This window comes from Dactylosporangium sp. NPDC005572 (assembly GCF_040605515.1).
Lineage (GTDB): Bacteria > Actinomycetota > Actinomycetes > Mycobacteriales > Micromonosporaceae > Dactylosporangium.
Window position 1 is genome coordinate 1 of sequence record NZ_JBEXCY010000267.1, and the last position, 14443, is coordinate 14443.

Here is a 14443-nt window from a genome sequence, read left to right on the forward strand (position 1 = left end):
GACCCGGATCGCGAGGACGATGGCCACCACCAGCACGCCGATCAGCAGCAGGGCGTAGTGCTCGACGGCCCGGTCGGTGTCGCCCGCGTCGCCGTACAGCACGGCCAGGTTCACCAGGTCGGTCACGGTCGGCGGGGCCAGGGGCGTCCGGCGGCGGTCGATGGCCAGCGCGGCGCGCGCCCACCGGATCGCCACGTCGGGCGCGCCCCGCTCGCGGGCGATCGCGGCGAGGGTGCCGTAGCTGTTCGCGGTGTTGTCGGAGCGGGGTGCGACGCGCAGCGAGATGTCCAGCGCCCGCCGGGTCAGGTCACGCGCGGTGTCGAGGTCGTGGTCGGCGAGGGCCAGCGCGGCGAGGTTGTTGAGGTCGCGGACGGTCTCCAGCGACTGCGGCGCCACGGCCTCGTCGATCCGCAGCGCCTCGGTGAAGCCGCGCCGCGCCTCCTCCAGGCGCCCGGCCTGCCGGTCCAGCTCGGCGAGGTTGGTCAGCCGCACCGCCGTGCGCTGTGAGCGCGGCGCGACCCGCCGGCTGATCTCCACGGCCCGGACCAGGTAGGCGCGGCACCGGTCGACGTCGCCGCGCTCCCGGTAGACGCGGGCGATGTTGTTGAGGTCGGCGGCGGTCTCCGCGCCGTCGGGCGCGATCCGCTGGTCGATGTCCAGCGCCCGCAGGTAGTGCCGCAGCGCCTCGTCGAGGTTGCCGGTCAGCCGGTGCACGTAGCCGACGTTGACCAGCTCCCGCGCGGTCTCGAACGAGCCGGGGTCGTGCGCCTCGTGGAAGGCGAGGGCCGCCTCGTAGTGCTCACGCGCATCCTCGAGGTCGCCGTACTCGATGAGCACGGAGCCGATGAGGCTGCGGTCGGTTGCCGCCGCGGCGGGGTCGACCCGCTCGTCGATCTCCAGCGCCCGCCGGAAGAACGCGAGCGCGTGGTCGAGCCCGCCGAGGGCGAGCAGCGCGGTGCCGATGTTGCTGAGGTAGCTGCCGATCGCGTCGGGCGGCGGTTCGATCCGCCCGGCGATCTCCAGCGCTTCCCGGTACCACCGCAGCGCCGCCCGCTGGTCCCCGCGCGCCCGCGCGACGGCCCCGAGGTTGTTGACGAACTTCGCCTCGTCGGTCCCCCCGGGCTCCCGCTCACGACTCAACCGCAGCGCCGCGCTGAAGTGGTGCTCGGCGTCGTCGAGCCACGACTGCCCGAGCGTGAGCACACCGAGCATGTCGTGCAGATAGACCACGAACCGGATGTGGTCGTCGGTCCCCTCGGCCGCACAGGCCCGCTCGGCGGGCGGCAGCGCGGCGCGGTAGCACTCGATGGCGGCCCGGTCGTCATGCCGGTCGGCGAGCGCCCTGCCCTCCCGCGCGTGCGCGACAGCGGTGGCCAGGTCGTCCTCGGACTCCGCCACGGCCGAACCGTAACCCGCACCGCCCGGCGGGACAATCACCCATCCGACCGTGCGACGGGAGTTGAGCGCCTCACGCCGCGGATTGCCTCGTCGCGGACACCACCAGCGTGTACTCGGCGTCCACCACGAAGCTACCCGACTCACCGTGGATGCGGACGGTGTGCTCGCCGGCGCTGGGTGGGTTGATCCGCGCCCACAGGCCGCAGCCGATGCCGCGTGTCCTCCCGGAGGTTTCGGTCACCGGGTTGCCCTGCCGAGTGATGAACGTGATGGGTTCGCCGTCGATGCGGTCCAGGGACAGCGCCGTGCCGTCAACCTCGATCGTGCCGGTCGCGTCCGCCATGAAGGCGGTGCAGGCAGCTTGGTCACCGCCGACGAAGTCGATCGCCGGGGCCACGAGTGCCACGCCGAGCGGGACCGTGCAACGCCGCTGCGCCGAGCCGCCGAACGTGCCGGCAAGGAACCAGACGTCATCGGGCTGATTGCGGTCGCAGTCCTCGCCCGTACCGTCGGAGACCGGGTTGGTGCCGAGGGGTTCGGCTGCGGCCCACTCCCACCAACGAGCCTGGATCGAGCGCTGCGTCGACGCCGCCACGCTCGGAGCGCCGTCAGCTCCAGCCGGACCGTTGCACCCGGCGAGGACAGCAGCACACGTGGCCAGCACGGCGATCCGACGAACCATGATCCGGCACGATAGCGGACGGACCTGCCGTCGGTCCGCCCCGGTGCTCCACGGTCACGGAGTCTCGACCGGATATCCGATCAGAGCGACATCGTTGCCCAGCTCCTCTATCGTCGCGCTGGGGTTCAGTGCCCGCACCACGGTATCGGTGAGCGGACGATGCGCGACGATGTGCTCGACCGCGGCACGGTCGACCTCGATCTCGTAGTAGTCCGCGGCGAACTCGGCGTATCGGTCGACGATGTCGTCGAGCAGAATTCCGAGCATGCCGGACCCGTCGGGGTCGGTGTCGTACAGTCCACGTGACGGCGGGAAGACGATGTTCTCTCCGGTATGCCAGCGATCGTCACCGGCATGCCGCCAGAGCACCGCGGTGGCGAGGAACTGTCCCTCCTCGTCGCCGAACGCCGGCTCCTCGACCTGCGGACGAAACACCGGAGGGACTCCGTCGAGCAGACCCGGCCACAGCTCATGGTCCGGGTCGCGGTACGGCGTCATCGGAGACTCGTGGTCGAACACGCGGATGAAGGTGCCCTGTGCGGTGAACACGACGGCCCATTCGTCGCCGCTGCCGTTGCTCATCAGCGCCGCCTCGTCGTCACCCCACTGCCTGGTGTAGGCGTAGTACGGCTCACCACCGTCGATGATGCGCTCCAGCACCGCGAGCGCCTTGCAACGGTCACGCAGCACGTCGATCGGTGGCAGCCTCGCGGCGATGTCGTACACGGTCACCGAGCGACCCTACGCCGACGTTGCTGCCTCTGTACGGAGATCTTGGCGTCCGGATCCAGCCACGACGAGTGCGTTGCCGTGCGTCCTCAACTGTGACCCGCACTCGGCCTCGTCGAGTACGGTAGCTGCGCATTGCGATCTGGATGCCGGGGTGAGCTTGGAATCCGATGAACTCGATGGGAAGCGTGGCGTGTCGGACAGCAGCGTAAGGATCTCGATTGCGGGCAATACTGCGCTGCCGGCGCTTCAGGTGCTGCGGCAGAAGGGATATGCGGTCGCGTTGAGCTACGTGGGCGACGCCAACGGGACCACATCAAGCTCGTACACGGCGACCAGGGATGGACAGCTGTTCGCTGCCACAGCTCCCGAGGAGCTGCTCGGCCTGGTCGCGATGTGGGAGGTCCGTGGCAACGACTGGCGGCGGCTCACCGACAGCGAACGCGCCTGGCACGACGCCCTGCTTGAAGCGGCGCGGGTCTACGACTGCGACGGCAACGAAGTCGTGGACGGATGAGCTGATCAAGCCACGCCTTGATCCGATGGTCGACGCGCGCGGTTCACGAAGCACGGAGTGTGCCGCTGCGGGTGTGCGTTCCTACCGTTGGTGTCGGTGGCCGGCAGGGCCGTGCGCGGTCAGTCGCGTTCTTCGACGTTGGTTCGTCCTCGGCAGGCCTGCTCCAGACGGTCGGCCACCAGCCAGCATTCGTCGTCGGTGTTCCAGCCGAGGTTGCCCGCGTGTGAAGCGACCACCGGGTACTCCCCGTCGGCATCCGCCGGGGCGCGCATGTCGAACAGGTAGAAGACCCCGCCGCCGTTGAGCGCGAACGGCAGGGCCCCGGGCATGTACTCGGGAAGCTCGTACGCCAGCAGCATCGCCCGCACTCCGCCCGGGCCGTCGACCGGCAACAGCTGAAACCACCGCTCGCCGTTGCCGAAGACCCCGCCGTTCGACCACGACAACCAGGTGAGGTAGCTCGCCGGCGGCGGGCGGCCGGGCACCCGCCACCGCCGGGCGTCGATCGGCCGCCAGGCGGCGGACAGCGGGTCATGGGGCGGGAACGGGTTGCGCTGCCCGGCCGCGATGGCGGCGATCTCCTGCTCGGTCACCGGTTGGGCCACCTGGCGCACGAAATCCGTCAGCTGGCGCCGAGTAGCACCCGGCCGAGGCGCGCTGAACTCGAACAACGACGACCAACCCACAGAAAGGATCATGCCGCAGAACGGCCCCCGGCGCACGGCGCTCCGCTGCGCGCGCGTTACGGCTCGACAGCATATGGTCGAGCCGGTTGGAGGTACAGGGTTATGGCTGAGTATCCCCAGTTGTTGCACACCGTTCTCGACACCACCAGACCGCGACAACTCGCCGAGTTCTACCGGCAGCTGCTCGGGCTGCGGTACCGGCCCGGTGATGAACCGCCCGCAGACGGGTCGGCTGACGACGCGGACTGGCTCGTGCTCGTGGACTCCGCCGGAGCGCGAAGGCTCGCTTTCCAGCAGGTCGCTCACCTGCCCCGGACAACCTGGCCCCGGCATGACGTCCCGATGCAGCTGCACGTCGATTTCACGGTCTCCAGCCGGGCCGAGTTGCACCGGCAGCGTGAGCGGGCGGAGGCCCTGGGTGCAGAGCTCCTGCTCGACCGGACCGATGACCCCGACGAGCCGTTGTACGTATTCGCGGATCTCTCGGGCCACCCATTCTGCATGCTCGTTGCGTAGCGGGCACCCCCAACCATCCCCAAGCAGCCGCTGACGGCGCGTAGGCGCTGCTGTCAGCGGCTTGTCTCGGCATGCTACAGAAGGACGTGGTTGCCGACCCTCCGAAGTGGATGCCGGACCGGCCGCCGTCGAGCGGAGAGTTGGGGTATGACGCGGATGAGAGCAGTCGTGTACGACCGTTACGGGCCACCGGACGTGTTGCGGATCGAGAGCCTTCCCATGCCGTCACCCGCAGCCGGTCAGGTGCTCGTCAGGGTTGCGGCGACGTCGGTCAATCTCAGCGACTGGGAGACCCTGCGCGGCACACCGCTGTATTCGCGCATCGGTGGGCTGCGTGCGCCGGCACGCCGGACACTCGGCTCGGACATCGCCGGTTGGGTCGATGCGGTCGGCTCGGGTGTGACCCGGTTCCGGCCCGGTGACGAGGTGTACGGCGACAACCTCGCCCTCAAGGGCGGGTTCGCCGAGTACGCGATCGCTCCCGAGTCGGTGCTGGCGACGAAGCCCTCGGGGCTGACCTTCGTCGAGGCGTCGACCATCCCGCAGGCCGGTGCGATCGCCTGGCAAGGGACCGACGGCACCGAAGCCGGTCACCGGGTCCTGGTCAACGGTGCCGGTGGAGGTTCCGGCTCGTTCGCGATCCAACTCGCCAAGCGACTCGGTGCGCACGTGACCGGTGTCGACAACGCCGGCAAGCTCGACTTCATGCGATCACTCGGAGCGGACGAGGTGATCGACTACCGCAGCGAGGACTTCACCCGCCGCGGCCCGTACGACCTCATCCTCGACCTGGTGGCACACCGGTCGGTGTTCGCCTACCGCCGAGCACTGGCCCGCGGCGGCCGTTACAGGTGTGTCGGTGGATCGGTATCCGCGCTGCTGCGCGTCCTGACCCTCGGCTCACTGACCGGTCTGCTCACGCGTCGCCGGCTCAGTGTGCTCGCCGTCAAGGAGGGGCCGGCGCACTTCGAACCGGTGACCGAACGATGCGCAGCGGGTGACCTCAAGATTCACATCGACCACACCTTCACCCTCGACGAGGTACCCGCGGCGCTGGCCCGGGTGGGCGAGGGACACGCGCTGGGCAAGGTCGTCGTCAGCGTGAGCTGACCTTGATCTCTTTGTCGAGATGATTCAGGTGCGCGCTCATGGCTGCGTAGAGCGTGCGTTCATGCCGGTCTCGGGTGTCGGCGGATTGACGCGTGGTTGCTGAAGTCCTTTGTGGAGCGTGTCGGGCGGGCTCAGGTCGATCGGGTTGGGGCCGGTCAGCACGCCACCCTCTACGGGTAGGGTGTGTCCGGTGATCCATGCGGCGTCGTCGGAGCCGAGGAACGCGACCGCTGCCGCGATGTCCTCTGGTTCGCCGACGCGGCCGAGCGGGTACATTCCTTTGAGGTTCTCCAGTGCGTCCGGCTGAGAGTCCCAATTGGGTGTCCGGATGGTGCCTGGGGCGACTACGTTGAAGCGCACGCCGAGCGGACCGTACCGGGCGGCGTAGTTCCGCGACATCGCGATCTGGCCGGCTTTCGCCGCGGCGTACTCCACGTTGCCGAAGGCCGCGACGCCGTTTACCGAGCTGATCGTGACCACGTTGCCGCGAGTCTTCACCAGGTGCGGGATAGCCGCCTGAATGCAACGGGCGGCGCCGACGAGGGTGAAGTCGAGCTGACGGAGCCAGTCCTCGGCTGAAGTGTCCTCGGGCATCGAGGTGACGATGCAGCCGCCCGCGTTGTTCACCACCAGATCGAGCCGGCCAAACCGCCCGACCGCCGCGGCGACCGCGGCGTCGACGTCGGCGCGTGAGGTGACATCGACCTTGAGCCCGAGCGCGTGCTCCGCGCCGATCTCCTCGGCCAGCGCTGCGGCCGCGTCCTCCCGCAGGTCCGTGACGACCACCGCACCGCCCTCGGCGGCGACCCGCCGCACGACAGCCTGCCCGATGCCCTGTGCCGCCGCCGTGACGAGCGCGACCTTGCCCTCGAATCGCCGCATGATCTCTCCTCCGGAATCTCCGTGCCATTCTCCCCGCGATCGCCCCGTTCGACAGCGGCACGCGGCCGCGGGTGGCCGCGCGCGAAACGCTGACCGAGTACCTTGCACGGTCTTCGGCGCTGCTGTCAGCGTGAGCCGGGTACGACGAGTCCGGTCTCGTACGCGTACACGACGATCTGGGTGCGGTCGCGCAGGTCCAGCTTGATGAATACCCGGCTCACGTGGGTCTTCACCGTCTCGTCGCTGATCGCGAGCCGGGTGGCGATCTCGGCGTTGGACAGCCCCTCGGCGACCAGGCTCACGATCTCGGTCTCACGCGCGGTCAGCGTCCCCAGCTTCGCCGGGCGCACCACTCGCCGGGCCTGGGCGAACTGCCTGATCAGCCGGCGGGTCACCGACGGGGCCAGCAGTGCGTCGCCGGCCGCCACGACGCGAACGGCCGCGATGAGGTCGTCGGCGGTGAGGTCCTTGAGCAGGAAGCCGCTGGCGCCGGCGACGAGCGCATCGTAGACGTACTCGTCGAGGTCGAACGTGGTCAGCATGATGATCCTTGCCCAGTCGGCGCCGCTGGTGAGCTGCCGCGTCGCCTCGATGCCGTCGAGGCCGGGCATCCGGATGTCCATCAACACCACGTCGGGGCGCTCCCGCCGGCACACCTCGACGGCCTCCGCGCCGGTGGCCGCGTCGCCGACCACAGTGAGGTCCGGCTGCGTGTGCAGCATCGCCGCGAACCCGGTGCGCACGACCTGGTGGTCGTCGGCGATGACGACGCGGATCACCGCGGGCCGCCGGTCGGCAGGTCGGCCTCGACCAGGAAGCCGGTGGCGGTCGGGCCGGCGCGCAGGACGCCGCCGACGAGCGCGGCCCGCTCCCGCATGCCGAGCAGGCCGTGCCCCTCGCGGACGGCCGGGGCCGGTCCGCCGTCGTCCCGCACCGACAGCCACAGGCCGTCGCCGTGGCGCAGGACCACCGTGGCTGAGGCGCCGGGCGCGTGTCGCCGCACGTTCGTGAGGGCCTCCTGGATGATGCGGTACGCGCAGAGCTCGACCCCGGCCGGCACCGGGTGCACGACACCTTCGCGGCGCAGCGTCACCGGCATTCCGCCGACGCGGGCGGCCGCCACGAGCTCGTCGAGCTGGTCCAGCCCCGGTTGGGGGTTCCGGGCGGCCGGCTCGTCCGGATCGGCCCGCAGGACCGTCAGCAGCCGGCGCAGCTCGGTGAGCGCCTCCCGGCCGGTGTCCCGGATCGCGGCGAGACTCTCCCGGCCGGCTGCCGGCAGTCCGGGCGTGGCCACGCGGGCCGTTTCGGCCCGAACCACCATCAGTGACACGTGGTGCGCCACCACGTCGTGCAGCTCCCGGGCGATGCGGGAACGCTCGTCGAGGATTGCCCGCTCGGTGAGCAGCTGCCCGCGCACCCGCCGCGCGTCGCCGAGCCAGGCCGCGGCCAGGCCCAGGCAGAGCAGGAGCAGGGCGAGCGGGCGGGCCGTGCTGTCGCCGCTGTACGGGTACACCGCGTTGCCGGCCAGCGGGATCACGGCCAGGCCGGTGAGCCGGCGACGGTGCCGCGCGGCGACCTGGTACAGCACAGCGAGCTGGCCGACCAGGGCCGTGACGGGCAGCATCGGGCGCATGGTGAGCAGGGCGACCACGGCTGCGGCGACGACGACCGCCACCACGGTCGGGAAACGGTGCCGAACGGCCAGCGGCGCCGTCGCCGCCACACTCGCCGCAACCCCCTCGTCGGACAGCCCGACCAGGTGTGCCTCGGCCACGCCGGCCACGGCCAGCAGCACGCCGGACACCACCGGCCAGTCCCGCCAGGCCAGTAGCCGCCGGCCGATGTCAGCGAGCCCAGTCACCCGGGCATTGTCGCCCCGTCACGCGCCCGGGGCCATCCCCGCGGCGGGGTACCCCTGGCGAGCTACGCGGATGGCTCTGCCGGGCGACGCGCACCGGGTCGTCGCGCGCCTACGGTTCGTTCCATGCAGATGACCCGACGTACGCTGCTCGGCACCGGTACCGCGATCGCCGCAGGCACCGTGCTGCTCGCCGGGCCCGCCGACGCGGCCGCGGCCATGGCGACACCGGCGCTGCGGCTGCCCGCGCCGACCGGCCCGTACCCGGTCGGCTCGGTCGACCTGCACCTCGTCGACCGCCGCCGCACCGACCCGCTCGCCCCGACCCGGCGTCCCCGGGAGCTGATGGTGCGCCTGTGGTACCCGGCCCGCCGCAGCCCCGGGCCGCTCACCCCGTACCTGGGCCCGACCCTCAGCCGGCTCCTCGTCGGCGAGATCAACATGCTCACGGACACCGACCACCCGCCGGACCTGTTGACGTTCCCGACGCCCGGCCGGACGAACGCGCCCCGTGCCGCCGGTACGCACCCGCTCGTGCTGTTCTCGCCCGGCCGGAGCACCAACGCCGCCTTCTACACCGGCCTGCTGACCGAGCTGGCGAGCCGGGGGCTCGTGGTGGCCGCGATCGACCACACCTTCGACGCGCCGGTGGAGTTCACGGACGGGCGGGTCGAGCTCCCACCATCCGATGTGGACGAGGCCACGCTGCTGGCGACCCGGGTCGCCGATGTCCGGTTCGTGCTCGGCCGGCTGGGCGACCGGGCGGCGGTCGTGGGTCACTCGCTCGGCAGCCGTACCGCCATCGACGCCATCGACCAGGATCACCGGTTCGCCGCGGGCATCGCCATCGACGGCAACCCGTTGGGCGACGCGAGCCTGCGCGCACCCTTCCTGCTGCTGGGCAACCAGGGCCACCGCCGGGCGGAGGACCCGGACTGGGCCGCCTTCTACGACCGGCTCCGCGGGCCTCGACGGCATCTGGTCGTCGACGGGGCCGAGCACCACGACTTCACCGATCTGACCGTCTTCAAGGCCACCGTGGACATCGGCGGGGTGTTCGAGCTCGGGCCGATCGACGGCCGGCGGGCGCTGGCGATCACACGCACGTTCGCCACCGCGTGGCTCACCGACCGGTCGGCTCCATTGCTGTGCGGCGAGTCCGCCCAGTTCCCGGAGGTCGACTTCCAACCCTGAGGGCCGCGTACCGGGCGGGCGCCCGGTACGCAGCCAAGGGCAGCTCAGCGCTGGTGCGCCGGCTCGCGGGGCGGGGCCTCCACCGCCGCGGCCGGTGGCACCGGGCGGCCGGGCAGCAGGCGGTCCAGCCAGGCCGGGAGCCACCAGTTCGCGCGGCCCAGCAGCGTCATCGTCGCCGGGACCAGGACCATCCGGACCACCGTCGCGTCCACGAAGATGGCCGTCGCCAGCCCCAGGCCGAACATCTTCGTCGACGGGTCCCCGGCGAACGAGAACGACAGGAACACCGCCACCATGATCAGGGCCGCCGACGTGATCACCCGCGCCGTGCCGGCCACCCCCTCCACCACCGCCGCGGCGTTGTCACCGGTGCGGTCGTACTCCTCACGGACCCGCGAGAGCAGGAAGACCTCGTAATCCATCGACAGACCGAACAGGATCGCGAACAGGAACATGGGAATGAACGACACGATCGGTACCGTCGACTCCAGGCCGATCAGCGAACCACCCCAGCCCCACTGGAACACCGCCACCAGCACCCCGTACGAGGCACCGATGCTCAGCAGGTTGAGCAGCACCGCCTTCAACGGGACCAGCACCGAGCGGAAGACCAGCAGCAACAGGACGAACGACAGGGCCAGGACCGCGGCCACGAAGAACGGGAGACGCTCGCTGGTACGGCGGCCCACGTCCGACAGCGCGGCCGCGGCACCGCCGACGTGCGCCGACGCCGGGCCGGCGCCGACCACCGACGGGAGGACCGTCGCGCGGAGCCGGGCCACCGTGTCCGCCGTCGCGCGGTCCTGCGGGCCCGTGGTCGGGACCACCACCAGGGTCGCGACGCCGGCTGCGGTGTCGACCTGCGGCGGGGCGACCGACGCGATGCCCGGGTCGGCGGCGACGGCCGTGGCCAGGCGGTCCGCCACGGCCGGGTCACCGGCGAGGTCCACGGCGATCACGAGCGGGCCGTTGGTGCCGGGGCCGAACGCCGCGGCCACCAGGTCGTAGGCCTGGCGCTCGGTGCGGCCCGACGGCAGCGAGCCGTCGTCGGGCAGGCCGACCCGCAGGGCGAACAGCGGCAGGGTCGCGGTCACCAGCAGCGCGGTCGCGCCGATCGCGTACAGCGCCGGGTGGCGGTTGACGTGCCGGATCCACGGGCGCCAGCCGATGCCGCGGGAGCGGCCGAGGCGGTGGGACCGGGCCAGCCGCGCACCGGCGAGGCCCAGGAACGCCGGCAGGAGCGTCACCGACGCGACCACCATCACCAGCACGACGATCGAAACGGCGAGGCCGCCGACCGTCATGAACGGGACGTTCGCGACCGCCATGCCGAGGATCGAGACGACGACGGTACCGCCGGCGAAGACGACCGGGCGCCCCGCGGTGGCGACCGCCAGCCCGGCGGCGGCGTGGTGTTCGACGCCCTGCCTGAGGTACTCGCGATGACGGGCGAGGACGAACAGGGCGTAGTCGATGCCCACGCCCAGGCCCACCATGCTGCCGAGCACCGGGGCGAACGTCGGGATCTGGATCGCGCCGGCGAGGACCGTCATGGTGGACACGCCGACGGTGAGCCCGAACAGCGCCATGCCGATGGGCAGCGCGGCGGCGACGAGCGAGCCGAACGCCAGGAACAGGATCGCGGCCGCGGCGAGCAGGCCGATCAGCTCGCCGGGGCCGGCGCCGGCGTCGGAGAAGACGTAGAAGAGGTCGCCGCCCATCTCGATGCGCAGCGGCAGCTCCCCGCGCAGGCGCTCGACCAGGCGCACGAGGGCATCGAGGTCGGCGGCCGTCAGCTGGCCCTGGTCGGGGTACTGCACCCGGACCACGGCGACGCGGCCGTCGGGCGAGACGAGCTCGGCGGCGCTGACGACGTGCGGCAGGCGGCGCAGCTCGTCCTGCAGGCGGGCGAGGGCCTCCTCCGGTACCGGCGAACCGGCGTCCAGCGGCGTGGCGACGACCTGCGCGGTCATCCCCGCCTGACCGGTGCCGGCCCGCTCGATGAGCGCGGCGGCCTGCTGCGAGTCGAGTCCGGGGGCGGTCATCTCGTCGGCGGTGCGCCCGCCGAGGGTCGCCGCGGCGACCACCGCGACCGCCGCGGCCAGCAGCCAGGCCGCGATCACCCGCCACGGGTGGCGGGCGGCGCTCCCGCCGAGGCGGGACAGGGCATTCGACAGCATCGGGGCTCCTCCGGGTCGCGGTTTTCGTCACCGCCGAGGTTCGCCGTCGCGGCGCCGCCGGACATCGGCGCGGAAGCCGCGGTTCCGCCCGTCCCCGGGCCGAGCGGCGCACCGTCCTTTCGGCCGATGTGCGCCGCCGCAGGCTCCCTACGCTGAGAACGTGCTCCGCGACGACCTGCGAACCCTCTGGACCGAGCCCCGCCCGCCGGGCGCGCCCGGCCGGGTGTGGCGCGACTGGGTCGTGCTCGCCGCGGGCCTGGCCGCGCTCGCCGCCGAGACCGTGCTGCGCGACGACCTCGTGTGGGCGCCGGTCGCCGTCGCGCTCGGCGTGTGGCTGGTCGGGCTGACCCTGTGGCGGCGGACCCACCCGCTCGGCACGATCGCGCTCGCGTTCGCGGCCGTGACCGCAGTCGGGCTGGCCACGCTCATCGGCGACCCGCCGGCCCCGGTCGGCCCCTACACGGGCCTGGTCATGCTGCTACTGGTGTACGCGCTGCCCCGCTGGGGTTCGGGCCGGGAGGTCGTGATCGGCGCCGCGGTGATCGTCGCCGGCGTCCTGTTCTCGGGGGTCACCGACGGCACGCCGCCCGTCGAGTTGCTCGTCGGCTTCGCGTTCCTGCTGCTGCCCGGGGTCGTCGGCGCGTCGGTGCGGTTCCGGGCGGTCGCCCGCGAGCGGCAGCTCGACCGGGTGCGGTCCCGCGAGCGTGAGCAGCTGGCCCGCGAGCTGCACGACACGGTCGCTCACCACGTGTCGGCGATGGTGATCCGCGCTCAGGCCGGCCGGGTCGTCGCCGGGAACGACCCGGCGGCCGCGGTCGAGGCGCTCGAAGGGGTCGAGGAGGAGGGCGCGCGCACCCTGGAGGAGATGCGGGCCATGGTCGCCGCGCTGCGCGACCGCGGCGCCGGCGCCGACCTGGCCCCACCGGCCGGCGTCGCCGACCTGGAGCGGCTCGTGCGGGCGCCGGGTGGGCGGCTGCGGGTCGACCTCGGCCTCGACGGCGACCTCGACGCCCTGCCGCCGACCGTGGACGCGGCGGTGTACCGCATCGTGCAGGAGTCGGTGACCAACGCCATGCGGCACGCGGCCGACGCGACCGAGGTCGTCGTGCGGGTGAGCGGCGAGCCGCGGCGGGTCCGCGTCACCGTCGACGACGACGGCGCGCGCCCCGGCCGGGTCCGCGACGGGTACGGCCTGGCCGGGCTGCGCGAGCGCGCCACCCTGCTCGGCGGCGAGCTGCACGCCGGCCCGGGCCCCGACCGGGGCTGGCGGGTCGCGGCCGAACTGCCCCGCGGAAGGACGGACAACGGTGCCCATCCGCGTCCTCGTCGCTGACGACCAGGCGATCATCCGGACCGGGCTGCGCATCATGCTGAACGCGCAGCCCGGCATCGACGTGGTCGCCGAGGCCGCCGACGGGCGGGAGGCGGTCCGCCTGGCCCGCGACCTGCGCCCCGACGTGTGCCTGTTCGACATTCGGATGCCGGTGCTCGACGGGCTGGAGGCGACCCGGCTGCTGGCCGGCCCCGGCGTCGCCGACCCGCTGGTCGTGGTCGTGATCACCACGTTCGACCTCGACGAGTACGTCTACGGCGCCCTGCGCAACGGCGCCCGCGGCTTCCTGCTCAAGGACGCCGGGCCGGAGCTGCTGACCCAGGCCGTCCGGTCGGCCGCCGACGGCGAGGCCCTCATCGCGCCGAGCGTCACCGTCCGCCTGCTGCGCACGTTCGCCGACGTGCCGGCGGGCCGGCCGGCCGCGCAGCCGATCGCCCCCGTCACCGCCCGCGAGGAGGAGGTCCTGCTCGCCGTCGCCCGCGGCCTGACCAACACCGAGATCGCCGACACCCTGCACATCAGCCTGAGCACGGTGAAGACCCACCTGGCGAGCCTCATGGCGAAGCTGGGCGCCCGCAACCGGGTGGAGATCGCCATGTGGGCGTACGAGACGCGCCGTATCATCCCTTCCCTATGAGCAGCGTCCTGGTCGTCGGCGGCAGCGGGCTGCTCGGGCGGGAGCTCGTCCGGCAGGCCCTGGCCGCCGGCCGGCCGACCACCGCGACCTTCCACCGCGCCGCGGCGCCCATCGACGGCGCCGACTGGCGCGCGGTCGACATCCGCGACCGCGCGGCGGTCGCGGCGCTGGCCGCCGAGGTCCGGCCGGACGTGGTCGTCAACGCCGCCTACCAGCAGGGCGACTGGGTCACCACGGCGGACGGCGGCATGCACGTCGCGGCGGCGGCCGCCGCGGCCGGGGCCCGGCTCGTGCACGTGTCGAGCGACGCGGTGTTCTCGGGCGCGGCCGAGCGCTACCCCGAGACCAGCCCGCCCGACCCGATCACGCCGTACGGCGCCGCGAAGGCCGCGGCCGAGACCGCCGTCGCCGGCCTGGACCCGGCCGCGGTCATCGCCCGCACGTCGCTCATCGTCGGCGGCGGCGAGTCGCTGCACGAGCGGACCGCCCACGCCCTCGTCGCCGGCACCGCGCCCGGCGCGCTCTTCACCGACGACGTGCGCTGCCCGGTCCACGTCAGCGACCTCGCCGCGGCGCTGCTGGAGCTGGCCGGCACCGGGCACCGCGGCGTCCACCACGTCGCCGGCGCCGACGCGGTCAGCCGCCACGAGCTGGGCACGCTGATCGCCCGCCGGGACGGCCTCGACCCGTCGCGGCTGCCGGCCGCCTCGCGCGCCGCGAC

The 14443-nt window shown here is 72.7% G+C and carries 15 protein-coding genes; 7 read left to right on the plus strand and 8 right to left on the minus strand.

Annotation, left to right across the window (positions count from 1 at the left end; translation table 11 throughout):
• The 3 genes from ABZS66_RS55175 to ABZS66_RS55185 form a co-directional block, all read right to left on the minus strand.
• Positions 1-1398, minus strand: a 1398-nt coding sequence (locus ABZS66_RS55175; RefSeq protein ID WP_354771907.1) for a tetratricopeptide repeat protein, incomplete at its 3' end; no start/stop codon positions are given.
• A gap of 70 nt (positions 1399-1468) precedes the next feature.
• Complete coding sequence (locus ABZS66_RS55180; protein WP_354771909.1) at positions 1469-2080, minus strand: hypothetical protein; 612 nt, start codon at positions 2078-2080, stop codon at positions 1469-1471.
• A 54-nt stretch (positions 2081-2134) separates the two neighbouring features.
• Positions 2135-2806: a hypothetical protein gene (locus tag ABZS66_RS55185; protein WP_354771911.1), complete on the minus strand. Its 672-nt coding sequence runs from the start codon at positions 2804-2806 to the stop codon at positions 2135-2137.
• A gap of 196 nt (positions 2807-3002) precedes the next feature.
• Here ABZS66_RS55185 and ABZS66_RS55190 point away from each other — a divergent pair, with 196 nt between their 5' ends.
• Positions 3003-3326 carry a hypothetical protein gene (locus ABZS66_RS55190; protein WP_354771913.1) on the plus strand — a complete coding sequence of 108 codons (324 nt, stop codon included), beginning with the start codon at positions 3003-3005 and terminating at the stop codon, positions 3324-3326.
• A 119-nt stretch (positions 3327-3445) separates the two neighbouring features.
• Here ABZS66_RS55190 and ABZS66_RS55195 read toward each other — a convergent pair whose 3' ends face one another.
• Positions 3446-3919, minus strand: a complete 474-nt coding sequence (locus tag ABZS66_RS55195; protein WP_354771915.1) for an SMI1/KNR4 family protein — start codon at positions 3917-3919, stop codon at positions 3446-3448.
• 195 nt (positions 3920-4114) lie between these two features.
• Here ABZS66_RS55195 and ABZS66_RS55200 point away from each other — a divergent pair, with 195 nt between their 5' ends.
• Together ABZS66_RS55200 and ABZS66_RS55205 are read left to right on the plus strand one after the other, a co-directional pair.
• A complete protein-coding gene (locus ABZS66_RS55200) occupies positions 4115-4528 on the plus strand; it encodes a VOC family protein (protein WP_354771917.1) in 414 nt (137 codons plus the stop codon).
• Between the two features lie 156 nt (positions 4529-4684).
• A complete protein-coding gene (locus ABZS66_RS55205; RefSeq protein ID WP_354771919.1) occupies positions 4685-5638 on the plus strand; it encodes an NAD(P)-dependent alcohol dehydrogenase in 954 nt (317 codons plus the stop codon).
• Between the two features lie 36 nt (positions 5639-5674).
• On the opposite strand, the gene ABZS66_RS55210 is transcribed toward ABZS66_RS55205, so the two are convergent.
• From ABZS66_RS55210 to ABZS66_RS55220, 3 genes are all read right to left on the minus strand, one after another.
• Complete coding sequence (locus tag ABZS66_RS55210; RefSeq protein ID WP_354771921.1) at positions 5675-6520, minus strand: SDR family oxidoreductase; 846 nt, start codon at positions 6518-6520, stop codon at positions 5675-5677.
• Between the two features lie 125 nt (positions 6521-6645).
• Positions 6646-7299 (minus strand): response regulator transcription factor, encoded by a 654-nt coding sequence (locus tag ABZS66_RS55215; protein WP_354771923.1) that lies wholly within the window; start codon positions 7297-7299, stop codon positions 6646-6648.
• Positions 7296-8381, minus strand: coding sequence for a histidine kinase (locus tag ABZS66_RS55220; RefSeq protein ID WP_354771925.1), 1086 nt, complete (start codon positions 8379-8381; stop codon positions 7296-7298). The genes ABZS66_RS55215 and ABZS66_RS55220 overlap by 4 nt, the downstream gene beginning before the upstream one ends.
• 123 nt (positions 8382-8504) lie before the next feature.
• Between ABZS66_RS55220 and ABZS66_RS55225 the strand changes: the two genes are divergently transcribed.
• Complete coding sequence (locus ABZS66_RS55225) at positions 8505-9572, plus strand: hypothetical protein (protein WP_354771927.1); 1068 nt, start codon at positions 8505-8507, stop codon at positions 9570-9572.
• Positions 9573-9616: 44 nt separating this feature from the next.
• Here ABZS66_RS55225 and ABZS66_RS55230 read toward each other — a convergent pair whose 3' ends face one another.
• Complete coding sequence (locus ABZS66_RS55230) at positions 9617-11752, minus strand: MMPL family transporter (protein ID WP_354771929.1); 2136 nt, start codon at positions 11750-11752, stop codon at positions 9617-9619.
• Between the two features lie 160 nt (positions 11753-11912).
• Between ABZS66_RS55230 and ABZS66_RS55235 the strand changes: the two genes are divergently transcribed.
• The 3 genes from ABZS66_RS55235 to ABZS66_RS55245 form a co-directional block, all read left to right on the plus strand.
• Positions 11913-13085: a sensor histidine kinase gene (locus tag ABZS66_RS55235; RefSeq protein ID WP_354771931.1), complete on the plus strand. Its 1173-nt coding sequence runs from the start codon at positions 11913-11915 to the stop codon at positions 13083-13085.
• Positions 13060-13722 carry a response regulator transcription factor gene (locus ABZS66_RS55240; protein WP_354771933.1) on the plus strand — a complete coding sequence of 221 codons (663 nt, stop codon included), beginning with the start codon at positions 13060-13062 and terminating at the stop codon, positions 13720-13722. The genes ABZS66_RS55235 and ABZS66_RS55240 overlap by 26 nt, the downstream gene beginning before the upstream one ends.
• The coding region (locus ABZS66_RS55245; RefSeq protein WP_354771935.1) for a sugar nucleotide-binding protein at positions 13719-14443 on the plus strand (725 nt) is incomplete at its 3' end. The genes ABZS66_RS55240 and ABZS66_RS55245, both read left to right, overlap by 4 nt.

What these genes read in the sequence shown, in the direction of transcription:
- ABZS66_RS55205 (WP_354771919.1), top strand. Translation starts at nt 4,685, where the DNA reads ATGAGAGCAGTCGTGTACGACCGTTACGGGCCACCGGACGTGTTGCGG.
- ABZS66_RS55180 (WP_354771909.1), bottom strand. Translation starts at nt 2,080, where the DNA reads ATGGTTCGTCGGATCGCCGTGCTGGCCACGTGTGCTGCTGTCCTCGCC.
- ABZS66_RS55225 (WP_354771927.1), top strand. Translation starts at nt 8,505, where the DNA reads ATGCAGATGACCCGACGTACGCTGCTCGGCACCGGTACCGCGATCGCC.
- ABZS66_RS55210 (WP_354771921.1), bottom strand. Translation starts at nt 6,520, where the DNA reads ATGCGGCGATTCGAGGGCAAGGTCGCGCTCGTCACGGCGGCGGCACAG.
- ABZS66_RS55230 (WP_354771929.1), bottom strand. Translation starts at nt 11,752, where the DNA reads ATGCTGTCGAATGCCCTGTCCCGCCTCGGCGGGAGCGCCGCCCGCCAC.
- ABZS66_RS55200 (WP_354771917.1), top strand. Translation starts at nt 4,115, where the DNA reads ATGGCTGAGTATCCCCAGTTGTTGCACACCGTTCTCGACACCACCAGA.